This is a genomic window from Streptomyces sp. NPDC004838 (assembly GCF_053600955.1).
Genome location: NZ_JBSGAW010000013.1, coordinates 22,220 through 44,914, shown reverse-complemented (window position 1 = coordinate 44,914; position 22,695 = coordinate 22,220). Strand labels below are relative to the sequence as shown.

General features: G+C 70.0%; 19 protein-coding genes. 8 read left to right on the top strand and 11 right to left on the bottom strand.

The genetic code is table 11. From position 1 onward, the window contains the following. Nucleotides 1-2: 2 nt before the first annotated feature. The 6 genes from ACWEFL_RS16875 to ssd form a co-directional block, all read right to left on the bottom strand. Nucleotides 3-356, bottom strand: coding sequence for a TadE family type IV pilus minor pilin (locus ACWEFL_RS16875; protein WP_451712729.1), 354 nt, complete (start codon nucleotides 354-356; stop codon nucleotides 3-5). Further along, nucleotides 343-558 carry a DUF4244 domain-containing protein gene (locus tag ACWEFL_RS16870; protein ID WP_451712726.1) on the bottom strand — a complete coding sequence of 72 codons (216 nt, stop codon included), beginning with the start codon at nucleotides 556-558 and terminating at the stop codon, nucleotides 343-345. The genes ACWEFL_RS16875 and ACWEFL_RS16870 overlap by 14 nt, the downstream gene beginning before the upstream one ends. Before the next feature lie 66 nt (nucleotides 559-624). Beyond that, entirely contained in the window at nucleotides 625-1,389 is a 765-nt protein-coding gene (locus ACWEFL_RS16865) for a type II secretion system F family protein (RefSeq protein WP_451712723.1), read from the bottom strand. Beyond that, complete coding sequence (locus ACWEFL_RS16860; RefSeq protein ID WP_451713027.1) at nucleotides 1,386-2,225, bottom strand: type II secretion system F family protein; 840 nt, start codon at nucleotides 2,223-2,225, stop codon at nucleotides 1,386-1,388. Before ACWEFL_RS16860 ends, ACWEFL_RS16865 begins: the two co-directional genes overlap by 4 nt. Nucleotides 2,226-2,239: 14 nt before the next feature. Next, nucleotides 2,240-3,388 (bottom strand): TadA family conjugal transfer-associated ATPase, encoded by a 1,149-nt coding sequence (locus ACWEFL_RS16855; protein ID WP_451712722.1) that lies wholly within the window; start codon nucleotides 3,386-3,388, stop codon nucleotides 2,240-2,242. After that, nucleotides 3,385-4,485 (bottom strand): septum site-determining protein Ssd, encoded by a 1,101-nt coding sequence (ssd, locus tag ACWEFL_RS16850; protein ID WP_451712720.1) that lies wholly within the window; start codon nucleotides 4,483-4,485, stop codon nucleotides 3,385-3,387. The genes ACWEFL_RS16855 and ssd overlap by 4 nt, the downstream gene beginning before the upstream one ends. A 466-nt stretch (nucleotides 4,486-4,951) precedes the next feature. On the opposite strand from ssd, the gene ACWEFL_RS16845 reads away from it, so the two are divergent. Next, complete coding sequence (locus ACWEFL_RS16845) at nucleotides 4,952-5,851, top strand: HAD family hydrolase (protein ID WP_451712718.1); 900 nt, start codon at nucleotides 4,952-4,954, stop codon at nucleotides 5,849-5,851. Nucleotides 5,852-6,362: 511 nt separating this feature from the next. On the opposite strand, the gene ACWEFL_RS16840 is transcribed toward ACWEFL_RS16845, so the two are convergent. Continuing rightward, the gene (locus ACWEFL_RS16840) at nucleotides 6,363-7,211 is read right to left on the bottom strand and encodes an oxidoreductase (protein ID WP_451712715.1); all 849 of its coding nucleotides are present in this window, start codon (nucleotides 7,209-7,211) and stop codon (nucleotides 6,363-6,365) included. A 102-nt stretch (nucleotides 7,212-7,313) separates the two neighbouring features. On the opposite strand from ACWEFL_RS16840, the gene ACWEFL_RS16835 reads away from it, so the two are divergent. Then, entirely contained in the window at nucleotides 7,314-8,309 is a 996-nt protein-coding gene (locus ACWEFL_RS16835) for an ATP-binding protein (RefSeq protein ID WP_451712713.1), read from the top strand. Between the two features lie 58 nt (nucleotides 8,310-8,367). On the opposite strand, the gene ACWEFL_RS16830 is transcribed toward ACWEFL_RS16835, so the two are convergent. Continuing rightward, nucleotides 8,368-9,891, bottom strand: coding sequence for a hypothetical protein (locus tag ACWEFL_RS16830; protein ID WP_451712711.1), 1,524 nt, complete (start codon nucleotides 9,889-9,891; stop codon nucleotides 8,368-8,370). Between the two features lie 287 nt (nucleotides 9,892-10,178). Between ACWEFL_RS16830 and ACWEFL_RS16825 the strand changes: the two genes are divergently transcribed. From ACWEFL_RS16825 to ACWEFL_RS16800, 6 genes are all read left to right on the top strand, one after another. Beyond that, on the top strand, nucleotides 10,179-12,539 hold the full coding sequence (locus ACWEFL_RS16825) for a bifunctional SulP family inorganic anion transporter/carbonic anhydrase (RefSeq protein ID WP_451712709.1): 2,361 nt from the start codon (nucleotides 10,179-10,181) through the stop codon (nucleotides 12,537-12,539). Between the two features lie 612 nt (nucleotides 12,540-13,151). Then, nucleotides 13,152-15,107 carry an acetate--CoA ligase gene (acs, locus tag ACWEFL_RS16820; protein ID WP_451712706.1) on the top strand — a complete coding sequence of 652 codons (1,956 nt, stop codon included), beginning with the start codon at nucleotides 13,152-13,154 and terminating at the stop codon, nucleotides 15,105-15,107. A 340-nt stretch (nucleotides 15,108-15,447) separates the two neighbouring features. Beyond that, a complete protein-coding gene (gene nhaA / locus ACWEFL_RS16815) occupies nucleotides 15,448-16,839 on the top strand; it encodes a Na+/H+ antiporter NhaA (RefSeq protein WP_451712704.1) in 1,392 nt (463 codons plus the stop codon). Nucleotides 16,840-16,962: 123 nt separating this feature from the next. Beyond that, complete coding sequence (locus ACWEFL_RS16810) at nucleotides 16,963-17,418, top strand: phage holin family protein (protein WP_451712701.1); 456 nt, start codon at nucleotides 16,963-16,965, stop codon at nucleotides 17,416-17,418. A gap of 225 nt (nucleotides 17,419-17,643) precedes the next feature. After that, on the top strand, nucleotides 17,644-18,573 hold the full coding sequence (locus ACWEFL_RS16805; protein WP_451712699.1) for an alpha/beta fold hydrolase: 930 nt from the start codon (nucleotides 17,644-17,646) through the stop codon (nucleotides 18,571-18,573). A 400-nt stretch (nucleotides 18,574-18,973) separates the two neighbouring features. After that, nucleotides 18,974-19,162: a hypothetical protein gene (locus ACWEFL_RS16800; RefSeq protein ID WP_451712697.1), complete on the top strand. Its 189-nt coding sequence runs from the start codon at nucleotides 18,974-18,976 to the stop codon at nucleotides 19,160-19,162. A 92-nt stretch (nucleotides 19,163-19,254) separates the two neighbouring features. On the opposite strand, the gene ACWEFL_RS16795 is transcribed toward ACWEFL_RS16800, so the two are convergent. From ACWEFL_RS16795 to nth, 3 genes are all read right to left on the bottom strand, one after another. Continuing rightward, entirely contained in the window at nucleotides 19,255-20,454 is a 1,200-nt protein-coding gene (locus ACWEFL_RS16795) for a MarP family serine protease (RefSeq protein ID WP_451712695.1), read from the bottom strand. A gap of 90 nt (nucleotides 20,455-20,544) precedes the next feature. After that, nucleotides 20,545-21,249, bottom strand: a complete 705-nt coding sequence (locus tag ACWEFL_RS16790) for an NUDIX hydrolase (RefSeq protein WP_451713024.1) — start codon at nucleotides 21,247-21,249, stop codon at nucleotides 20,545-20,547. A gap of 327 nt (nucleotides 21,250-21,576) precedes the next feature. Next, entirely contained in the window at nucleotides 21,577-22,464 is an 888-nt protein-coding gene (gene nth / locus ACWEFL_RS16785) for an endonuclease III (protein ID WP_451713021.1), read from the bottom strand. Between the last annotated feature and the right edge of the window lie 231 nt (nucleotides 22,465-22,695).

Sequence of the window (22,695 nt, the reverse complement as noted above, 5' to 3'; positions counted from 1 at the left end):
GGTCATGGCGATACCTCTTCCGCGACGGCCGCCGCCTCGGCGGTCAGGGTCAGAGCGAGGGCGCCGGGGCCCGGAGCCGGGGCCTCCACCCGGACTCGCCAGAGATCCTCCTCGCGCCGCAGAGAGACACGGGCGCCCTCGGGGGCGGCCGAGCGGGCAGCGGCCAGGGCCGTCTCGTGCGGCTCGGACCTCGCCGCCGCCCGCGCACCGGCACTCGCGGCGTCCACGCACCGGATCTGGGCCGAGGCGGCCATCAGCGCCCACACCAACGCCATGGCGAAGACCACCAGGGCCGGTACCGCGACGGCCGCCTCCGCCGTCACGGATCCCCGGTCCGCGGCCTCAGAACTGCGCATCGAGCGCCTTCCCGATCAACGACTGGAGCGCGTCCGAGACCGCCCCACTGGTGACGACCTTGTACAGAACCGCCGCGAAGGCGCATGCGGCGATCGTTCCCATCGCGTACTCGGACGTGGTCATCCCCGCGTCCTGGCCACGCGCCCTGCGAGCGAGCGCGCGAAGCCATGTCCGTACCGGATTCCGTACCGAATTGAGCATTCCGACCTCCGTGTTTCTCAGGTTTCTCAGGTTTCTCGGGATCTCTCGGGATCTCTCGGTTCTCGTTCAGTCGCCGTTGAGCAGTCCGCCGGCGAGCCCGATCACGACGGGGGCCACACCGACCGCCAGGAACGCGGGCAGGAAACACAGCCCCACCGGAGCCGTGATCAGAACCTGGGTCCTGCGGGCCCGTGCCGCCGCCGCACGGGACCGGGCGGCCCGCAGCCGGGTGGCCAGCCGTGACACCGGCTCCCCGGCCGGAGCGCCGGTGGAGTCCGCCCGCTCCAGGCAGCGGGCCAGTTCCGACGCGCCCGGGATCCGGGCGAACTCGCCCCACGCATGCGTCGGTTCGCCGCCGAGCCGCAGTTCGGCCGCCGCTCTCACCAACTGTCGGCCGACCCGGCCTCCCAGCGACTCGCCAACCGCCTCCGCCGCCTCACGGGGGCCCGCCCCCGCCCAGAGGCAGGCCGCGAGCAGGTCGGCCGCGAGGGCCAGCTGACGGTCGTCGTCCGCAGGCGTGAGGGCTGGTCCACGCCTGCCCTGCCTACGCCGTACGCCATAAGCCGCCACCACCCCCGCGACCAGGCCGAGCACCCCTCCGACGAGGACGTAGCCGGTGATCGCCGCGCCCAGCGGAAGCGCCCAGCGTGAGGCCCGCTTCCCGGAGCGCGGTCGCCACCGGCGGCGGGTCCGCTCCATGGCCAGGAGGAGCTCGACGCGTCGGCGTACCCGGTGTTCGCAGCGTCGTACAGCGACGGTGAAGACCAGGCAGGCGATCAGCGCCAGTAGGAGGGCCACCAGCCCCAGCCGGTGGAGGAGGTCCCCGGTCATCGGCTCGTTCCGCTCTTCACGATCCGCGCGGCCCAGCAGAGCCCTGCGGCTTCCAGTGCCCCGCCGATCGACAGGCACACCAGGCCGGCGGGAGTGTGCAGCAGGATCCGCAGCGGATCGGCGCCCATGGCCCAGCCCATGGCCAGGGCCGCGACGGGGAGCAGCGCCAGCAGGACGATCGTGGACCGCGCGCCCGCCAACTGGGCCGACATGTCGTTCTGTTGGTCCCGCTCCGCCTGGAGGGCCGCCTCCAGGCGGTCGAGCCCCGCCGCCAGTCCCGCCCCGCTGTCCACGGCCACCCGCCAGCAGGCCGCGACTCCGGCCAGTCCTTCAGCGCCCGGCTCCCGGGCCGCCACCCGAAGTGTCCGGGGCACATCGCCGCCGAAGCGGGCCGCCGCGATCACGGCTCCTTCGGCAGGGCCCAGCGCTCCGGCTGCTCCGGCTGCTCCGGCGGCGGCGACCAGCGCCTGTCCCGGCTGGAGACCCGCTCTCAGCTCCCCCGCGATCCCCGCGCACAGGGTGATCACCGCTTCGGCCCGTCGCTCCCGGTCGCGCGTCCGCTCGCGGGCCAGCAGCCATCGCCTCAGCAGGGGGACCGCGGCCGCGCCGGCGATCAGCGGCAGCACCGACTTCCCCAGCACGGCGAGGAGCACGGAAACCGGCAGACTCAGCCACTCCCGCCGCAGGCGCACCAGCGGCACGAGCCGCTCCCACGACCATCGCGGCGCTTCCCGCGCCCCGCCGTCGGCGAGGAGGAGCGTCGCGCGCGTCAGGCCCCGTTCCCGGCCGGCGGTGAGCCAGGCCGCCGCTCCCACGCACACGGCCGCCGCGTACATCGGCTCTCTGGGGATCACAGCGCACCTCCGAGGAGGGCGCGCAGCCGCTCCCAGCCCTGCTCCCGCGCGAAGCCGTCAGCGTCCCAGCGGAGCGCCGGCATCGTCACCACCACTCCCGCCGGGTCCCGCTCCAGCACATGGACCTCGGCGATCCGCCGACGGCCGGTCCGGTCCCGCACCAGATGGATCACCACCGAGAGGGCTGCCGCCAACTGGCTGTGAAGGGCGGCCCGGTCGAGGCCGGCGGCGGTTCCGAGGGCTTCCAGCCGGGCCGGGACGTCCGCCGCCGCGTTCGCGTGGACGGTCCCGGAGCCTCCTTCGTGACCCGTGTTCAGGGCGCTGAGGAGTTCGGTCACCTCAGGGCCGCGGACCTCGCCTACGACCAGCCGGTCCGGTCGCATCCGCAGGGCCTGGCGCACCAGATCCCGCAGGGTGACCCGGCCCGCGCCCTCCTGGTTCGCCGTGCGGGACTCCAGCCGCACCACATGCGGGTGGTCCGGCCGCAGCTCCGCAGAGTCCTCGGCCAGGACGATCCGCTCACGCTCCCCCACGAGCCCGAGCAGACACGACAGCAGTGTGGTCTTCCCCGTCCCGGTACCGCCGCCGATCAGAAACGACAACCGGGCGTCGATCAGCGCCCGCAGCACCCGGTCGCCACCGGGCGGAATCGTCCCCGCGGCCTCCAACTCCTCCAGGGAGAACGCCCTGGGTCGCACCACCCGCAGCGACAGGCAGGTCGAATCGACCGCCACCGGGGGAATCACGGCGTGCATACGGGTGCCGTCCGGCAGTCGGGCGTCCACCCACGGCCGGGCATCGTCCAGTCTCCGGCCCGCCACAGCGGCGAGCCGTTGGGCCAGCCTGCGAACGGACGCCGCGTCGGCGAACGTCACCCCGGCCCGTTCGAGCCCTCGGCCCCGGTCCACCCACACCCGGTCGGGCGCGGACACCAGGACGTCCGTCACGGACGGATCGGCCAGCAGAGGCTCCAGCGGTCCCGTCCCCACCAGCTCGCAGCGGAGCCTCTCGGTGCCGCCGAGGACTTCGGCGTCCCCCAGCAGCCGCCCCTGCGCCCGCAGGGCTGCCGCGACCCGTGCGGGAGTGGGCTCGGCTCCGCTCTCGGCCAGGCGCTGCCGCACGGCGTCCAGCAGTCCGGTGCTCATGAGACCGCGCCTCCCGCCAGCGCACGCTCCCAGAAGGCCGTGCAGAACCTCGCCAGCGGTCCCCGCGCGGCACCCGGCGGCGCACCCTCGTCCTGGGCGGACAACAGTCCCGTCTCCCAGGGAAGTTCACCCGCGAGCGGCAGCCCCAGAGCGGCGGCGACCCACTGGTCGTCCAGCCCGGCGGCATACGGGCCCCGGGTCACGACACGCAGGTCCTGAAGGACCATGCCCGCCAGGGAAGCCACCCGGTTGGCCGCGGCGACCGCTCTCAGCTCGCCCGGCACCACCAGCAGCCCGAGATCCAGCTGGGCCAGCGCCTCCGCCACGCCCTCGTCCACCCGGCGCGGCAGATCGACGACGACGGCTCCTCCCCGCCTGCGGGCCGCGGCCAGGACCGACCGCATGGCTTCCGGCGGAACGACGACCGAGTCGCCCCGGTCCCAACTGAGCACCCGCAGCCGGTGGAGTTCGGGCAGGGACTCCTCCAGCGCCCCGCCCGCCACACGCCCTTTGGAGGCGGCGAAATCCGGCCACCTCCTGCCCTCGGCCCGCTCGCCGCCGAGCAGGACGTCGATGCCCCCGCCGAGCGGGTCCCCGTCGACGAGCATGGTCCGTCGGCCGGTCCGTGCGGCGGTCACGGCCAGGGCACAGGCCAGCGTGGACGCTCCGGCCCCGCCCCGGCCGCCGATCACCCCGACGGTGAGCGCCTGCTCCCCGACGCCTTCGACGACATCGGCGATACGGTCGACGAGCCAGCTCTCCGCGTCGGGCAGCCGTAATACGGAATCGGCCCCGATCTCCACGGCGTGCCGCCAGACGTCGGGGTCGTCCTGGTCCCGTCCGACGAGCAGCACCCCGCGCCTGCGAGTGGCTCCACGGCAGCGCGCCGCGGCGTCGTCGCCGACCAGGATCAAGGGCGCGTCCTCCCAGCTGCCCCTCTGCTCCGGCACCCGGTGGTGGACGTCCGGCTCGGCTCCCGCGGCGGCGCACAGCCGCAGCAGATCGTCGAGCAGTTCCATGTCCTCGGTGACGATCAGAGGTCCGTCCCGCCGCCCTTCGACGACGGAGTCCCTCTTCGATGTGATGGATCCGGCCACGATCTCCGCTCCTCGCTATCTGCGATCTCGCTTCGTCGCGAGATCGGTGATTCCCGGCTTCCGCGAACTACGCGGCTGGAATCACGGTGCAGCGCACTGGAAAATCATGTGGATCTTGCTGAAAAACTGTGGACAACCGGCTACTTGTGAATATCTCCGTAGCTCATACCAGTGACTCCCGGAGAGCACCCCTTCCGCTACTCACAGTGACGATGCAGAGTGGTGGGAGATCACTGCAAGCGGAACCCGCGGAAGGGAGTGCGATCGAAGTGGATCTCGCCCGGAGGACGGAAACCGGTCCGGACATGCGACGACCCCCGCCGGGGGGGAGAGCGGGGGTCGTCTCTCCGGCCGACTCGGGGGGGGAGGAGCCGGACCGGGTTAGCACGGTCGCGAACGATCCGTGACTTCCATGGTGTACCCGAGAGCCTTCTCAGGCAAACCCACACGCCCCAGCGTACGCCGAATGGCGGCCACCTATGCTCTGCTCGTGGAAAACCACTCCTTGCCTCGCACAGCCGCGTTCTTTGACCTGGACAAGACGGTCATTGCGAAGTCCTCGACGCTGACCTTCAGCAAGTCCTTCTACCAAGGCGGTCTGATCAACCGCCGGGCCGTACTGCGCACCGCCTATGCCCAGTTCGTGTTTCTCGCCGGCGGCGCCGACCACGATCAGATGGAGCGGATGCGCGAGTACCTCTCCGCTCTCTGCAAGGGCTGGAACGTCCAGCAGGTGAAGGAGATCGTCGCCGAGACCCTTCACGATCTGATCGACCCGATCATCTACGACGAGGCCGCGTCCCTCATCGAGGAACATCACACCGCGGGCCGCGATGTCGTCATCGTCTCCACCTCGGGCGCGGAGGTGGTCGAGCCGATCGGCGAGCTTCTCGGCGCGGACCGGGTGGTGGCTACACGCATGGTCGTCGGCGACGACGGCTGCTTCACCGGCGAAGTGGAGTACTACGCATACGGGCCGACGAAAGCGGAAGCCATCGCGGAACTGGCGGAGTCCGAGGGATACGACCTTTCGCGCTGCTTTGCCTACAGCGACTCCGTCACCGATGTGCCGATGCTGGAATCCGTCGGTCATCCGTACGCCGTGAATCCGGATCGCGCGCTGCGACGTGAGGCGACCGCGCGGGACTGGCCGATTCTCGTCTTCAACCGGCCGGTTCGGCTGAAGCAGCGGCTGCCCGCCTTCTCCCTGCCACCGCGCCCCGCGCTGGTGGCGGCCGCGGCCGTGGGCGCGGCCGCCGCGACCGCGGGCCTCGTCTGGTACGCCAGCCGCCGGAGGAACGCCGCGGCTCGGACAGGAGCGTCGCGGGCCATCGGCCAGACCCTGGAGCATCTCGCCCGTATTTGAACCTAAAAGTAAAGAAGTGCAGGGAGGGCTTCCGCTTCCCTGTGCGCTGGAGTACAAAGGATTCAACGGCCCGCGAGACCAAGGACATCCGAAAGGATCACCTAATACACGCAAGAAGGCCCCACGGACCGAGCATGGAAACTGAGCACCCACGCGACGTCGACCCGTCGAATACGGGCCAGCCGCACCAGGTTACGGGCTGAAGTTCCCGGCCTGATGGGCATAAGTTCGAGGACGCTTGGTAACTCGGTGGACATGCCAGCGGCGGTACCAATTCCGGTACCGCCGCAACCCTGTTCAGCCTCTGACCGCCTGCCCACCGAAGCCCGCCCGGCCCATTGGCTGACCGCCAGCCAGCGGAGCCCCCATCGAGGCCCAGGTGGAGTCCCCGGCCGAGTCGCGGCGCGACCACCCGGGGAAAATCACGCCGGAAGCAGTCGGGAAGAAGCAGACAGCCGAGGCAGTCGGCGGAAAACCGCCGCGCCGACGGCCGAGGGAACCCGAGGCACCGTCAGGCGGCCCCGCGCTGAAGCGCCTCGCAGACCGCGGTCGACTCCCGGACCCCCAGTTCCACCGAACGACCGCAGTACGCGATCCACGCGGCCATGCCCTGGGGGGTCCCCGACAGATACCCGTCGAAGGCCGCCGCATACGCCGCCCTGCCCTGCTCGGCGTGCCCGACCTCCGCAGGGCAGATCGCCTTCGGATCGAGCCCGCTGCCGATCAGGACGATCCGCTCGGCGGCACGCGCGACCAGGCCGTTGTACGAACCGAAGGGGCGCAGCGCCAGCAGTTCGCCGTGCACCACGGCCGCGCTCACCAGCGCCGGGGCGGAACCGCCCTCGACGATCAGCCCGGTCAGACCCTCCAGCCGGCCGTTCATCTCGGCCACGTCCGGCAGCGGGGCCTCGATCAGCGGCTCGGTGACCGTCTCACCCGCCAGTCTCGGACGGCCCACGGTCTCGTCGTCCCCGACCCCGCCCGCCGCGACCAGATGCAGCCTCGCCAGCACGCGCTGCGGCGACTGCCGCCAGACGGAGAGAAGTTGACCGGCCTCGGCCGTGAGGCGCAGGGCGGCACCGAGCGTCCGGGCCTCGGGGTCACTGCTGAAGTCGGTGCGCCTGCGGACCTCCTCCAGAGCCCAGTCCGCGCCGGAGAGCGCCGCCGAGCCGCGCGCCCCGCGCAGGGCCGCCTCCGCGGTGATCTCGTTGCTCCGTCTGCGCATGATCCGGTGCCCGTAGACGCGGTCCACCGCCTTGCGTACGGAGTCCACGGAGTCGGCGACACCCGGCAGCGCGCCGAGAGCCGCGAGCGGGTCGTCCGGCGAGGCGGACGAGGCGGGAGTGGCGTTCGTGCTCATAGGCAGCGAGGCTACGCGCCCTCGGTGCACACCCCACCTTGGAGTGGTCTTCTTCACGCACCTAGGCCATCCTCGGCGATCGAACCGCTACCGTAGATGAACATGAAGATCGCTTTCGTAGGGAAGGGCGGCAGCGGCAAGACCACGCTGTCCTCGCTCTTCATCCGCCATCTGGCCGCCAATGAAGCCCCTGTCGTCGCGGTGGACGCGGACATCAATCAGCACCTGGGGGCCGCACTCGGGCTCGACGACGCCGAGGCCGCCGCGATGCCCGCCATGGGCGCGCATCTGCCGCTGATCAAGGACTATCTGCGGGGTTCCAATCCCCGGATCGCGTCCGCCGAGACGATGATCAAGACCACGCCTCCCGGCGAGGGGTCCCGGCTGCTGCGCGTTCAGGAGAACAACCCGGTCTACGACGCCTGTGCGCGTACGGTCCGCCTCGACGACGAGGACATCCGTCTCATGGCGACCGGCCCCTTCACCGATTCGGATCTCGGGGTCGCCTGCTACCACTCCAAGGTCGGCGCGGTGGAGCTGTGCCTCAACCACATGGTGGACGGGCCCGACGAGTACGTGGTGGTCGATATGACCGCCGGCTCCGACTCCTTCGCCTCCGGGATGTTCACCCGCTTCGACATGACGTTCCTGGTGGCCGAGCCGACCCGCAAGGGCGTCTCCGTCTACCGCCAGTACAAGGAGTACGCCCGGGACTTCGGCGTCACGCTGAAGGTCGTCGGCAACAAGGTGCAGAGCCGGGACGACCTGGACTTCCTACGGGACGAGGTCGGCGAGGACCTGCTCGTCACCGTCGGGCACTCCGACTGGGTGAAGGCGATGGAGAAGGGTCGGCCGCAGCGCTTCGAGCTGCTGGAGGCGGAGAACCGGATGTCGCTCCAGACGCTCCAGGACGCGGCGGAGGACATGTACGAGCGGCGCGACTGGGAGCGGTACACGCGTCAGATGGTGCACTTCCATCTGAAGAACGCGGAGAGCTGGGGGAACGCGAAGACGGGGGTCGACCTGGCAGCGCAGGTCGACCCCGCCTTCGTACTCGGGGAGTGGGCCGCGGACGTCAGCGCTCCGCTTCCGGCCTGACTCCGGACGGGACGGCCGAGGCCGCGGACCGCACGGCCGGGACGGGGGCTCGGCCGTGTCAGTCGACCTGCCGGGGCTGAACGGGATTCCTGGCCTCCGGCGCGCTCCCGGGGTCCGTCGCCGGTGATGCCTCGGACTCGGCGCCCGAACCGGTGAGGGACTCGGGCTGCTTCCCGGACTCGGACCCGGTGCCGGGCCCGGTCTCCGGTACGCCCTCGGAGCCCGCCGACGGTACGCCTTCAGAGCCCGACGTCGGATCGGCCTCGGGGCTCGCCGACGGTTCACCCTCGGGGGACGTCGTCGGCTCGGCCGAAGGCTGGGCGGGCTGGCCGGCCGCACCCGCCGGCTGCACGTCGAAGAGGGTCGACCAGCCCCCGTTCGGCGTCTGGCCGATCTTGAGTGTGCGCAGTTTCGCCAGGACCTGCGGATCCTGGGCGTCGAGCCAGTCCGCGAGCTGCTTGAAGGACACGCACTTCACGTCCTCCTTCACACAGACGGTGGCGATCGTTTCCTCGATGGCGCGCATGTACGTGCCGCCGTTCCAGGACTCGAAGTGGTTGCCGATGATCAGCGGGGCCCGGTTCCCGGTGTAGGAGCGGTCGAAGGCCCGCACGAGACCGTCACGCATCTGGTTGCCCCAGTACTGGTGCTGGGCGGGGTCGCCCTTGACCGTCCCGGACTGGTTGACCATGAAGTTGTAGTCCATCGACAGGGTCTCGAAGGCTCGGCCCGGAAACGGGACCATCTGGAGCGACAGATCCCAGATGCCGGAGTCCTTCTTGGGCCAGACCTGGTTGTTGACGCCGCTGGTGTCATAGCGGAAGCCCAGCTGGGAGGCGGCCTTCACGAAGTTCGTCCGGCCCTCCAGACAGGGGGTGCGGGCACCGATGAGTTCCTTGTCGTAGTCGAACGGCAACGGCTGCTCGGCCGTCAGACCGGAATTCGTCTTCCAGTTCTTCACGAAGGTCTTGGCCTGGCCGATCTCGCTCTTCCACTCGTCGACGGACCAGTCCCCGCCGCCGTCCTTGCCGCAGAAGTGGCCGTTGAGGTGGGTGCCGATCTCATTGCCCTCCAGCCAGGCGCCGCGCAGTTCCCGCACGGTGTTCTTGATGCCCTCGGTGTCGTTGAAACCGATGTCGGAACGGCCGGCGGCGTGCTTCGGCGGACGGTAGAGGGACGCCTTGTTCTCAGGGAGAACGTAGACGCCGCTGAGGAAGTAGGTCATGGTCATGTCGTACTTCTTGCCGACCTTGCGGAAGTGGGAGAACAGCTTCTGGCTGTCCTCACCGGCCCCGTCCCATGAGAACACCACGAACTGCGGCGGCTTCTGACCGGGCTTCAGCCGTTCCGGCTTGAGCTGGCCGGGCTGGGCCCCGGTGAACGAGGTGGAGCCGTCGCCGATGAGCTGTGGCATGACCTTGGGGGCGGGCCCCTTCTCGCCCTTGGGCGCGACTTCCCTGGCTTCCTTCGGTTCTTTTGCTTCCTTCGCTTCCTGGCCAGAGGAGCCTGAGCAGCCCGCCAGTCCCACGATCAGTGCCGTGGCGACCGCGCCGACGGCGACCCGTTTTGTGACGGCCTTCATCCGCCCACCAACTTTCATACGACCTTGCGCTTTTACGACCGGCATGAACCGAATCGAAAAGGTCGCATTGCATAGCGGAGAGAGATGTGCGACGGGCCGCATAAAACCGCACTAATCACTGGAATGAGTGAAAGATTGCCCTATTTGCCTGGCCGGTTCCCACTCGATCTTTACTCTCCATTACGATCAATTTACTGAGAGTTGATGATCCCGCCGCTGCACGCCGTGACCCACGGCCGCGTCCCCCCACTTTCCGCGACCGCGCTGCCCCGGAGGAGACGGGAACCATGTCCGCCTGCGTCCCCACCCGCACCGACACCCCACCCGAAAAATCCCGAAAGCCCCGCAGACCCCGCAAGACCCGTCAGGGCCGACCACACAGCCCCCCACCCGGCGGAAGCGGCAGCCGCCGCTTCCGCATCGCGAGCACCGATTTCTCCGCGTCGGTCTCCGTGTTCCTGATCGCGCTGCCGCTCTCCCTCGGCATCGCACTCGCCACCGGCGCCCCCCTTCAGGCCGGGCTGGTGGCGGCGGCCGTCGGCGGCCTCGTCGTCGGCCGGTTCGGCGGGTCCCCGCTCCAGGTGAGCGGCCCGGCGGCGGGACTCACCGTCGTCACCGCCGATCTGATCCAGCAGTACGGCTGGCGCATCACCTGCGCCATCACCGTCCTCGCCGGATTCGCCCAACTCGGGCTCGCCGCCCTGCGGGTGGCACGTTCGGCCCTCGCCGTGAGCCCGGCGATCGTGCACGGGATGCTCGCCGGCATCGGCGTCACCATCGCCCTGGCACAACTCCACATCGTGCTCGGCGGCACCCCGCAGAGCTCCGCCCTGGACAACATCCAGGCGCTGCCCGCCCAGCTCACCAGCCTCCACACGGACGCGGTCTCGGCCAGTGCTCTGACCATCGCCGTGCTGCTGATCTGGCCGCGCATCCCCGGGCGCACGGGCCGGATCCTCCGGAAGGTCCCGGCCGCGCTCGCCGCGGTGACGACGGCGACCGCACTGGCGGTGGTGGCCGCGCTCCAGCTCCCGCGCGTCGATCTTCCTTCGTGGTCCAGCCACGCACTGCCCGCGATGCCCGAGGGTCCGGTGCTCGGCCTGATCGCCGCGGTCCTGACCATCACCCTGGTCGGCAGTGTGGAGTCGCTCCTGTCGGCGGTGGCCGTCGACAAACTGGTCGCAGCCCGCAAAGACCCGCCGGACGTACGCATTCCGCGCGCCGATCTGGACCGGGAGCTGGCCGGACAGGGCGCGGCCAATGTGGTCTCCGGCGCGCTGGGCGGGCTGCCCATCACCGGGGTGGCCGTGCGCAGTTCGGCGAATGTCTCCGCGGGGGCGGTGAGCCGCCACTCCACCATGCTCCACGGCCTGTGGATCGTGCTCGCGGCGCTGCTGCTGGTATCCGTGCTCGATCTGATTCCGCTGGCCGCGCTCGCCGCGCTGGTGATGTTCGTCGGCATCCAGATGGTCAGCCTCACGCATATGCGCACCGTCCGACGGAACCGCGAGATGCTGGTGTACGCGGTGACGCTGGGCTCCGTCGTCGCCACCGGGGTGCTGGAGGGCGTCGTCATCGGGATCGCGGTGGCGGTCGCCGTCGCCCTGCACCGGCTGACCAGGACCCGGATCACCGAGGAGCAGCACGAGGGCGTGCACCGGGTGCGGGTCCGCGGCCAGTTGACGTTCCTCGCCGTTCCCCGGCTGACCAGGGCACTGGGGCTCGTGCCCCAGGACTCCCACTGTGTCGTCGAGCTGGACGGGTCCTTCATGGATCATGCCGCCTACGAGGCGCTGCACGACTGGCAGTCGTCGCATGTGGCGAGGGGCGGGACGGTGGAGTTCACCGGCCGGTCCGGGGGACGTATCAGCGAGCCCGCCTCGGAGACACACGGCTGCTGCCGGCCCTGGACGCCATGGCGCAACCATCACTGCGACGACCGGCCCGAGCCCAGCACGGCACACCGGCTCGCGAACGGTGTCAGCTCCTTCCAGCGCAATACCGCTCCGCTGGTACGGGACGAGCTGGCGCGACTGGCCCGGGACGGACAGCGCCCTTCACAGCTCTTCCTCACCTGCGCCGACTCCCGGCTGGTCACCAGCATGATCACGGCCAGCGGTCCCGGCGATCTGTTCACCGTGCGCAATTTGGGCAATCTGGTGCCTCTGCCGGGCGCGGAGAGCGGTGAGGACTCGGTGGCGGCGGCCATCGAGTACGCCGTCGACGTGCTGGAAGTGGGATCAATCACTATTTGCGGGCACTCGGGCTGTGGCGCGATGCAAGCGCTGCTGAGCACTCCGCTCGCCGAAGGGCAGACCCCGTTGTGGCGATGGCTGCGGCATGGACTGCCGAGCCTGGAGCGGATGGGGAGCCGGCACCGTTCCTGGGCGAGGATCTCCGGGCGGCTGCCCGCCGATGCGATGGAACAGCTCTGCCTGACCAATGTGGTGCAGCAGCTGGAGCATCTGCGCGCCCATGAATCGGTCGCCCGGCGGCTTGCCGAAGGCACGCTTGAGCTGCACGGCATGTACTTCCACGTCGGGGAGGCCCAGGCGTATCTGCTCGCGAGCAGCGACGAGCTCGCGTTCGACGCGGTCTTCGACCGGGTCGTGCCCTCGGGGTCGCCCCTGGCGCAGTCCTTGGTGTGAACGGGCAACCGGAAGACGGTCGGCGAGGCGCCGGATCCAGCGCCTGAGAGATCGCCGTCCGCCCGCCGTCGGGCGCGGGTGAACCTCGCGCCCGAGCCGGCCCGCAGGGCCCGTCCCACGCTCACGGGCTCGTCCCCTCACCGTGCCGGGTCCGCGTCCCACGCTCGCGGGCCCGGCGCAGCTCCGGAACAGGTACCGAGGAAGGCCCCGAGCAGGATCCCAGAGGGCGGACCGGGCCGGAGCAAGCCGGGACCAGGCCGGGAACCGGCCGAGGACAAGCCCCGAGCGGGTCCGGAACAAGCCGGGAACAGGTGTCCCGGCTGGGCGGCAGGGCAGGGCGCCGGGCAGAGTCGGAGCAAGCCGGGAACCGGCCGGGGACAGATCTCGGCGAATGTGGCTGAACCGATCCTTCGCGCTGTCCGTGGGAAGGTATGGCCCCTCGTTCCCGCCGCCCGGGAAAGAGGGGCCGCCCATAGCTCCCGAGTCTCCGCCGGTCAAACCTCGAAAGGTCTAAACCATTTACCGGAAGGCACTTGTCACCCGGCCCTTCGGCTGGTGAGCTATGGCCTGGGATACATAGGCACATAGGACGCCCTGGGAAAGGGAGATGTCGTGAGCAACGAAAGCCTGGCCAACCTGCTTCGTGAGGAGCGGCGGTTCGCGCCGCCCGCCGAGCTGGCCGCGAACGCCAATGTCACGGCGGAGGCGTATGAGCAGGCCAAGGCGGACAGGCTTGGCTTCTGGGCCGAGCAGGCGCGGAGGCTCACATGGGCCACCGAGCCGACCGAGACCCTCGACTGGAGCAACCCGCCCTTCGCGAAGTGGTTCGCGGACGGGAAGCTGAATGTCGCGTACAACTGTGTCGACCGTCACGTCGAGGCCGGAAACGGCGATCGCGTCGCGATCCACTTCGAGGGCGAGCCCGGCGACAGCCGGTCCATCACCTACGCGGAGCTCAAGGACGAGGTCTCACGCGCGGCGAACGCTCTCACCGAGCTGGGGGTCACCAAGGGCGACCGGGTCGCCGTCTATCTGCCGATGATCCCCGAGGCCGTGGTGGCGATGCTGGCCTGCGCCCGTATCGGAGCGGCCCACTCGGTGGTCTTCGGCGGCTTCTCCGCCGACGCCGTCGCCTCCCGTATCCAGGACGCCGACGCCAAGCTCGTCATCACCGCCGACGGCGGCTACCGGCGTGGCAAGCCGAGCGCGCTGAAGCCCGCGATCGACGAGGCCGTCGCCAAGTGTCCGCAGATCGAGCATGTGCTGGTCGTACGGCGTACGGGCGAGGACACGGCCGTCACCGAGGGGCGGGACGTGTGGTGGCACGACATCGTCGACCGCCAGTCCACCGAGCACACCCCCGAGGCGTTCGAGGCCGAGCATCCGCTGTTCATCCTCTACACCTCCGGCACCACCGGTAAGCCGAAGGGCATCCTGCACACCTCCGGCGGCTACCTCACCCAGACCGCGTACACCCACCACGCCGTCTTCGACCTCAAGCCGGAGTCGGACGTCTACTGGTGCACCGCCGACATCGGCTGGGTGACCGGCCACTCGTACATCGTGTACGGGCCGCTGGCCAACGGTGCGACGCAGGTCATGTACGAGGGCACGCCCGACACCCCGCACCAGGGTCGGTTCTGGGAGATCGTGCAGAAGTACGGCGTCACGCTGCTCTACACGGCTCCGACCGCGATCCGTACGTTCATGAAGTGGGGCGACGACATCCCCGCCAAGTTCGACCTGTCCAGCCTGCGCGTCCTCGGCTCGGTCGGTGAGCCGATCAACCCGGAGGCGTGGATCTGGTACCGGGAGCACATCGGCGCGGGCAAGACGCCCATCGTGGACACCTGGTGGCAGACCGAGACCGGCGCGATGATGATCGCACCGCTGCCGGGTGTCACCGAGACCAAGCCCGGCTCCGCGCAGCGCGCGCTGCCCGGCATCTCCGCGACCGTCGTCGACGACGAGGCCGCCGAGGTCCCGAACGGCGGAGGCGGCTATCTCGTCCTCACGGAGCCGTGGCCCGCCATGCTGCGCACCATCTGGGGCGACGACCAGCGGTTCCTCGACACCTACTGGTCACGCTTCGAAGGGCGCTACTTCGCGGGCGACGGTGCGAAGAAGGACGAGGACGGCGACATCTGGCTCCTCGGCCGGGTCGACGACGTCATGCTCGTCTCGGGCCACAACATCTCGACCACCGAGGTCGAGTCCGCGCTGGTCTCGCACCCCAAGGTCGCCGAGGCGGCGGTCGTTGGCGCCACCGATGAGACGACCGGTCAGGCGATCGTGGCGTTCGTCATCCTGCGCGGCACGGCGTCCGAGGACGAAGGTCTGGTTGCGGAGCTGCGCAACCACGTAGGCGCCACCCTCGGGCCGATCGCGAAGCCGAAGCGGATCCTGCCCGTGGCCGAGCTGCCGAAGACCCGCTCCGGCAAGATCATGCGGCGGCTGCTGCGCGATGTGGCGGAGAACCGCCAGATGGGCGATGTCACCACCCTCACCGACTCCTCGGTGATGGACCTGATCCAGTCCCGCCTGCCGGGCGCTGCCTCCGAGGACTGATCTCCCAGAGCGGCTGTCGGCATTCGACAGTCGGCAGGCAGCCGACCGGCTGAGAGCCGGCAGGCGGCCAGACAGCCGACGTGCGGCAAGCGAGCGGGCGGCGAGCGGCGAGCGGCGACTGAAGCGTGTACGGGCATCCGGTGCGATCGACCGGATGCCCGTTCCGCGTTCAACGTGCCCGATGTCCGCGACGCCCTAAAGTGGAGGCAGCCGGATAACCATGTGCGTACCTTGGGTAAGGTAATGGCCGCGTCAAGGACGCGACAAGAAGACCTAGGTGCGCCGGGAAGTCTGGTCGGCATGTGCTACGCGCTGCCCGACCGACCGGAGGTTTCCCGACATGCCCGCGCCCAGCCCCCGTAAATTCCTCGGACGCCTCTCCCTGCCCGAACGGACGTTCGTGGCGGATGCGCTGCGGACCGAGACCGTGGGCGGCGTACTGCTCCTAGTCGCCGCGATCGCCGCGCTGATCTGGGCGAACACCCCGCTGGGCGACAGTTACGAGTCCGTGCGGTCCTTCCACATAGGCCCGGAGTCCCTCGGCCTGGACCTGTCCGTCCAGCACTGGGCCGCCGACGGACTGCTCGCGATCTTCTTCTTCGTCGCCGGCATCGAGCTGAAGCGCGAGCTGGTCGCCGGTGAGCTGCGCGACCGCCGCGCCGCCGCGCTCCCCGTCATCGCCGCGATCTGCGGCATGGCGGTGCCCGCACTCGTCTATCTCGTCGTCACCACGGTCGGCGGCGGCGACACAGGCGGCTGGGCGGTCCCCACCGCCACGGACATCGCCTTCGCACTGGCCGTTCTCGCGGTCATCGGCACCTCGCTGCCGTCCGCGCTGCGCGCGTTCCTGCTCACGCTCGCCGTCGTCGACGACCTTTTCGCGATCCTGATCATCGCGATCTTCTTCACGAGCGATCTGAACTTCGCCGCGCTCGGCGGCGCGGTCATCGGCCTCGTCGTCTTCTGGGTGCTGCTCAGAAAGGGCGTCCGGGGCTGGTACGTCTACGTCCCGCTGGCCCTCACTATCTGGGGGCTGATGTACAACAGCGGTGTCCACGCCACCATCGCCGGTGTCGCCATGGGCCTGATGCTCCGCTGCCACCGCCGCGACGGCGAGGACCGCTCCCCCGGCGAACACATCGAGCATCTGGTACGCCCCGTCTCCGCGGGCTTCGCCGTGCCGCTGTTCGCGCTCTTCTCGGCCGGTGTCTCCCTCTCCGGCAAGGCCATCGGCGGTGTCTTCACCCAGCCCGAGACCCTCGGAGTCGTCCTCGGGCTGGTGGTCGGCAAGGCCGTCGGCGTCTTCTGCGGCACCTGGCTGACGGCCCGCTTCACCCGCGCGGAGCTGAACGAGGAACTGGCCTGGCCCGACGTCTTCGCCGTCGCCACCCTCGCCGGAATCGGCTTCACCGTCTCGCTTCTGATCGGCGAACTCGCCTTCGCCGACGACCCGGCGCTCACGGACGAGATCAAGGCCGCGGTGCTGATGGGCTCGCTGATCGCCGCCGTACTGGCCGGAGTGCTGCTCAAGCTGCGCGTACGCACCTATCGGGCGCTCTGCGACGACGAGGAACGCGACGAGGACCAGGACGGCATCCCCGACGTCTACGAGCAGGACAATCCCGCGTACCACTTGCGGATGGCGGCCATCTACGAGAAGAAGGCGGCCGAGCACCGCCGTCTCGCGGAAGTCGCGGGGGCGTCGCGCGCGGATGGCCAAGGTCCGGCATGATCTGATGTCAGACTTTGGTGATCAGTTGATTGCGTTGGTCCAGATCATTCAGCAGCTGCGGGAATGACGCGTTCAGATGAAGTGTCGGACCTCAGGAGAGACCTCAGAGGAGAGGGAACAGCGATGAGCGACCCCGGCAGCAGCGCCGAGCGTAGCCTCGGCGAGCTGGTTGCCTCGGCGACCGCCGAGATGTCCGGACTGGTGCACGATGAAATCGCCCTGGCGAAAGCGGAACTGCGGCAGGACGTCAAGCGCGGTGCGACGGGCGGAATCGCCATCGGCATCGCGGGTGTGTTCGGCCTGTTCTCCCTCCCGGTGCTCAGCTTCGCGGCGGCGTACGGGATTCACAATCTGGGGCTCGGCCTCGCCTGGTCGTTCCTGATCGTGGGCGTCGCGTTTCTGCTGCTGGCGGGGCTGCTGGCGCTACTGGCCCGCGCCAAGTTCAAGCAGGTCAAGCCGCCGGAGAAGTCCATCGCCTCGGCCAAGGAGACGGCGGCCGTACTCCAGACCGTCAAACCGCGTCCCCGTACACCGCAGAAGCAGCTCGCGATCGAGCCCCCGGCGCTCACGAAGCGGTGAACACCAACCGGTGAACACGAACCGGTGAACATCGGGCGGGGCCGAATAATGGCGGGTGAACACGCGGGAGTACGGCGTGGGCACGCGTCCCGCGCGATTCCCGTTCCGGTTTCCCGTGCCGGTTTCCCGTAGCCGTCCTGTACGGGCTCGTAAGGCGATCCGGCCCCGACCGGCCGGACGGGCGTCGGCGAACACGAGGGGCATCCGTGTGGCACGCTCGTGAACATGACGGCCCCTGATACCGGTACCGGAAGCCCCGTACGCATCGACGGTCCCTGGACCCATCGCGACGTGGCGGCCAACGGCGCGCGCTTCCACATCGCCGAAATGGGCGATGGACCGCTGGTGCTGTTCCTGCACGGCTTCCCGCAGTTCTGGTGGACCTGGCGGCATCAGCTGCCGGCGCTCGCGGAGGCGGGGTTCCGGGCGGTGGCGATGGATCTGCGGGGCGTGGGCGGCAGCGACCGTACGCCCAGGGGTTACGACCCCGCCAACCTCGCGCTCGACATCACCGGGGTGGTGCGCTCGCTCGGGGAGCCGGACGCGGCGCTCGTCGGTCATGACCTGGGTGGCTATCTGGCCTGGACGGCGGCGGTGATGCGGCCGAAGCTGGTGCGCAGGCTCGCGGTCTCCTCGATGCCGCATCCCCGGCGCTGGCGCTCGGCCATGCTCTCCGACTTCTCGCAGACGCGCGCGGGGGCGTACGTCTGGGGCTTCCAGCGGCCGTGGCTGCCGGAGCGCCGGCTCGTCGCGGACGACGCGGCGCTGGTGGGCGAGCTGATCCAGGAGTGGTCCGGCCCCAAGCCGCCGGACGAGTTCGCGCTGGACGCCTACCGGCGGGCGATGAGCATCCCCTCGACGGCGCACTGCTCGATCGAGCCGTACCGGTGGATGGTCCGGTCGATGGCACGGCCCGACGGAATCCAGTTCAACCGCCGGATGAAACGGCCGGTACGGGTGCCGACGCTGCATCTGCACGGCTCTCTGGACCCGGCGATGCGGACCCGGAGCGCCGCGGGCTCGGGCGAGTACGTGGAAGCGCCGTACCGCTGGCGGCTGTTCGACGGCCTCGGTCACTTCCCGCACGAAGAGGATCCGGTGGCGTTCTCGGCGGAGCTGGTGAACTGGCTGAAGGACCCCGAGCCGGACCGGTAGCCGTCTGCCGTACGGGCATGGGCCGCCGCGCGTCGTCCCTCGGCTGGTGGCTGCCGCACACCGGAGGCCGCGCCTCGTCCGGAGGCGGAAGGCCGGTAGCCGTGACCGGAGGTGCGGGAGGCCGTGGCTGGGGGCCGGAAGTCGGCCCGCGGCCGATGAGCGACGATCAGTGGCTGATATCCGGTGGTCCGCAACCGGCCATCGTTACCCGGAGGTCAGCAACCGGCGGCAGGTCGAAAAGCCCCCGAACAGGAACCGCGTGGTGTGACACATACGACCGCCCGCGCCCCGGAGCCCCCAGGGAACACTTGTACTACGAACAGCCAAGTGCCTGGCGCATAGGCCAATTGGCCGCCCCTGACACGGTTACCGACCTTGGGCCACGGGCAGACGTCCCGGTATGGGCTGGACGTACGACTATGGTGACGCGACACGCAACCGTCGCTCGGCCAATGGGCCGAGCACCCATGACAGCGATGGCCCGCAGGGCCAGGGTCATGATCATCCTGCGCAGGGGATCGGGATTCCCCGGATCCTGAGGCGTCGCGCACGCTGGGTTTCCGCTCGATTGCGGCATACCCGCGGCTGACGGGCGGCCACCCTCACGGGTGACGCCTCCTTCATATTCCCGGCGCGGCCGGACCGGGCCGCGGTCATCTCACCGGGCTTGCCGCCGCAGGGCTACAGCGCGCATCCCTGGGTGTCGACCTCCTGGTTCGCCGACAGGCCGGCCGAGATATCCTCGGTGATCTCGTCCACCGTGAGCGCGTAGCCCGTGTTCGGGTCGTCGAGCGACCTGGCGAAGATGACCCCGTACACCTTGCCGTCCGGTGTGAGCAGCGGGCCGCCGGAGTTGCCCTGCCGGACCGTGGCGAAGAGGGAGTAGACGTCGCGGCCGACCGTGCCCCGGCGGTAGATGTCCGGGCCGGTGGCGTCGATCCGGCCGCGGACGCGGGCCGAGCGCACGTCGTACGCGCCGTTCTCCGGGAAGCCCGCGACGATCGCGCTGTCTCCCGTACGCGCGTCGGCTTCGGCGAAGTCGAGCGGCGTGGCCTTGAGGTCGGGGACGTCCAGTACGGCGATGTCGCGCTGCCAGTCGTAGAGCACGACCTTCGCGTCGTACAGCCTGCCCACACCGCCTATCTGCACGGTCGGTTCGTCGACGCCGCCGACGACATGCGCGTTGGTCATGACCCGGCGCTCACCGAAGACGAATCCGGTGCCTTCGAGGACCTTGCCGCAGCTGTTGGCCGTGCCGACGACCTTGACGATGGACCGCTGGGCGCGGGCCGCGACCGGGCTGCCCGCCAGCGCGGGGTCGGGGGCCTGGACATTGGTGATGGGCTCGTTGGAGAACGGGCTGAAGACCTGCGGGAAGCCGTTCTGCGCGAGGACGGAGGAGAAGTCCGTGAACCAGGTGGACGCCTGGTTCGGCATCACACGCGACACGCCGAGCAGCACCTTGGAGCTGCGGACCTCCTTGCCGAGGGTGGGCAGGGCGGTCCCGGCGAGCGCGGAGCCGATCAGCCAGGCGACCAGCAGCATGGCGACCACGTTGACCAGCGCGCCCCCGGTGGCGTCGAGGGCTCGGGCGGGTGACCAGGTGATGTGCCGGCGGAGTTTGTTGCCGAGGTGCGTGGTGAACGCCTGGCCCACCGAGGCGCAGACGATCACCAGGACGACGGCCACGACCGCGGCCGTGGTGGAGACCTCGGAGTCGTCGGTCAGCTCGGCCCAGATCACCGGCAGCAGATAGACCGCGACCAGTCCGCCGCCGAGAAAGCCGATCACCGACAGGATGCCGACGACGAAGCCCTGGCGGTAGCCGACGATCGCGAACCACACGGCGGCGACCAGCAACAGGATGTCCAGCACGTTCACCGTCGTTCGCCTCGTACTTTCATCTCCGGATGATCGATCCGGTTCCTTGCCGGGTTCGCTCCGGCCGGGCCGGGCCGGGTTGTCAGCCTGTCATGCACGCCAGTCCAGCGGGAGCTGCCTGGCACGGTCCCATGGCCGCTCCCAGCCGGCGTAGTGCAGGATGCGGTCGATCACGCCGGCCGTGAAACCCCAGACCAACGCGTTCTCGACCGTGAAAGCCGGGCCCTGGTGACCGCTCGGGTGCACGGTCGTGGCACGGTTGGCCGGATCCGTGAGATCCGCCACGGGCACGGTGAAGACGCGGGCCGTCTCCGCGGGGTCGACCGCGTCGACGGGGCTCGGGGTGCGCCACCAACCCAGTACGGGCGTGACGACGAAACTGCTCACCGGGATGTACAGCTTGGGCAGCGCGCCGAAGAGCTGGACGCCGGCCGGGTCGAGCCCGGTCTCCTCCTCGGCCTCCCGCAGCGCCGCCCTGAGCGGTCCCGTGGTGGCCGGGTCGCCGTCCTCGGGGTCGAGCGCACCGCCGGGGAATGCGGGCTGCCCCGCGTGCGAGCGCAGGCTGCCCGCGCGCTCCATCAGCAGCAGCTCGGGGCCGGCCACGCCCTCGCCGAAGAGGATGAGAACGGCGGACTGCCGACCGCCGCCGCCCTTGGGCGGCAGAAATCGGCTGAGCTGCGCGGGCTCGACGGTGTCCATGACCCGTACGACCGGGTCGAGCCAGCCCGGCAGCCCGTCGGCCGAGACCGTCACCTCCGGACCGTGCCCGCTGCTGTAGGGCCGGGGCGGGCCCAGCGGAACCCGTCGGCCCTGCTCACCCTGCCGAAGCGCGTGCGCGGTCTCCGGACGCCCGGTGTCCGGAAGGCCGTGGAGACCGCCCGGAAACCCTCGCGCACCCTCGTGAAGTCCCTGCGCACCGCCCTGTGGCCCGTGCGCACCGCCACCGCTCTGCCGCGCCTCATGGCCGCGCGGGCCGCCGTCGGGCGCGGTCGCGCCGTACACCTGACTGTTGTGCACTTCGGCCTCACAGATCCTGCGGTACGACTTCTCGTACGTGTCGTCTCCTGCCCGCATGGGCACCCCCCTCGTACCACAACGCGCCAGGGCGCACGGATCGTTCCGTCACCCGGTTTCCCGTGCGGCCGACTCCCCCAGCGCCGGGGCGGGTTCGCCCGGATAGTCCGGGGGCGGGTTCAGCCGCTGGCCGGGCTGACCGCCCAGCTCGTACTTGAGGAGCCGCTTCGCCTTCTCCGGGTCGGTCTCGCCCTCCCCGTACGACGGGCACAGATGCGCGATCGGACAGGCGCCGCACGCGGGCTTGCGGGAGTGGCAGACACGGCGGCCGTGGAAGATCACCCGGTGCGAGAGCATCGTCCACTCCGACTTCGGGAAGATCGCGGCGACCTCCGCCTCGACCTTCTCGGGGTCCTCCTGCTCGGTCCACTTCCAGCGGCGGACCAGTCGGCCGAAATGGGTGTCGACGGTGATGCCGGGGACCCCGAAGGCATTGCCGAGGACGACGAACGCCGTCTTGCGGCCGACGCCCGGCAGGGTCACCAGGTCTTTCAGCCGTCCGGGGACCTCTCCCCCGTAGGTGTCCCGGAGGGCGGTGGAGAGTCCTATGAGCGATTTGGCCTTGGCCCGGAAGAAGCCGGTGGGGCGGATGACCGCCTCCAGCTCCTCCGGCACGGCGGCGGCCATGTCCTCGGGCGTGGGGTACTTCGCGAAGAGCGCGGGCGTCGTCTGGTTCACCCTCAGATCGGTCGTCTGGGCCGACAGGACCGTGGCGACCAGCAGCTCGAAGGGGTTGCGGAAGTCCAGCTCCGGGTGGGCGTACGGATAGACCTCGGCCAGCTCGCGATTGATCCGGCGGGCGCGGCGGACCATCGCCAGCCGCGATTCGGGCTTCGCGGGTTTCCCGAACCGCGCCGACACTTTTGTCTGTTTTGCGGCATTTCGGGCATCATTTGACAGCTGTTCGCCCACAGCGGAACTCTGCTTTCCGGACACTCGTTCGGCCCCCTTGGCCTGCGCTCTCACCGGCGAATTGGACACCCGGCCACCCTACGGTCCGCCGCTGACATCCGCCCCGGCCACGATCAATCCGGCCCCAATAGAGCCCCTGCCGCACGAACAGGTACTCCAGTACGTCAAACTTGTTGTGATTGATCGCACGAACATTTACGTGCCCGGCCCGTCGCGACGAAGCTCTCGTACGCGGTGTCCCCCGGACGGGCGCGG

What these genes read in the sequence shown, in the direction of transcription:
- ACWEFL_RS16875 (WP_451712729.1), bottom strand. Translation starts at nt 356, where the DNA reads ATGCGCAGTTCTGAGGCCGCGGACCGGGGATCCGTGACGGCGGAGGCG.
- ACWEFL_RS16870 (WP_451712726.1), bottom strand. Translation starts at nt 558, where the DNA reads ATGCTCAATTCGGTACGGAATCCGGTACGGACATGGCTTCGCGCGCTC.
- ACWEFL_RS16865 (WP_451712723.1), bottom strand. Translation starts at nt 1,389, where the DNA reads ATGACCGGGGACCTCCTCCACCGGCTGGGGCTGGTGGCCCTCCTACTG.
- ACWEFL_RS16860 (WP_451713027.1), bottom strand. Translation starts at nt 2,225, where the DNA reads ATGTACGCGGCGGCCGTGTGCGTGGGAGCGGCGGCCTGGCTCACCGCC.
- ACWEFL_RS16855 (WP_451712722.1), bottom strand. Translation starts at nt 3,388, where the DNA reads ATGAGCACCGGACTGCTGGACGCCGTGCGGCAGCGCCTGGCCGAGAGC.
- ACWEFL_RS16845 (WP_451712718.1), top strand. Translation starts at nt 4,952, where the DNA reads ATGGCGGCCACCTATGCTCTGCTCGTGGAAAACCACTCCTTGCCTCGC.
- ACWEFL_RS16840 (WP_451712715.1), bottom strand. Translation starts at nt 7,211, where the DNA reads ATGAGCACGAACGCCACTCCCGCCTCGTCCGCCTCGCCGGACGACCCG.
- ACWEFL_RS16835 (WP_451712713.1), top strand. Translation starts at nt 7,314, where the DNA reads ATGAAGATCGCTTTCGTAGGGAAGGGCGGCAGCGGCAAGACCACGCTG.
- ACWEFL_RS16830 (WP_451712711.1), bottom strand. Translation starts at nt 9,891, where the DNA reads ATGAAGGCCGTCACAAAACGGGTCGCCGTCGGCGCGGTCGCCACGGCA.
- ACWEFL_RS16825 (WP_451712709.1), top strand. Translation starts at nt 10,179, where the DNA reads ATGTCCGCCTGCGTCCCCACCCGCACCGACACCCCACCCGAAAAATCC.
- nhaA (WP_451712704.1), top strand. Translation starts at nt 15,448, where the DNA reads ATGCCCGCGCCCAGCCCCCGTAAATTCCTCGGACGCCTCTCCCTGCCC.
- ACWEFL_RS16810 (WP_451712701.1), top strand. Translation starts at nt 16,963, where the DNA reads ATGAGCGACCCCGGCAGCAGCGCCGAGCGTAGCCTCGGCGAGCTGGTT.
- ACWEFL_RS16805 (WP_451712699.1), top strand. Translation starts at nt 17,644, where the DNA reads ATGACGGCCCCTGATACCGGTACCGGAAGCCCCGTACGCATCGACGGT.
- ACWEFL_RS16800 (WP_451712697.1), top strand. Translation starts at nt 18,974, where the DNA reads ATGGGCTGGACGTACGACTATGGTGACGCGACACGCAACCGTCGCTCG.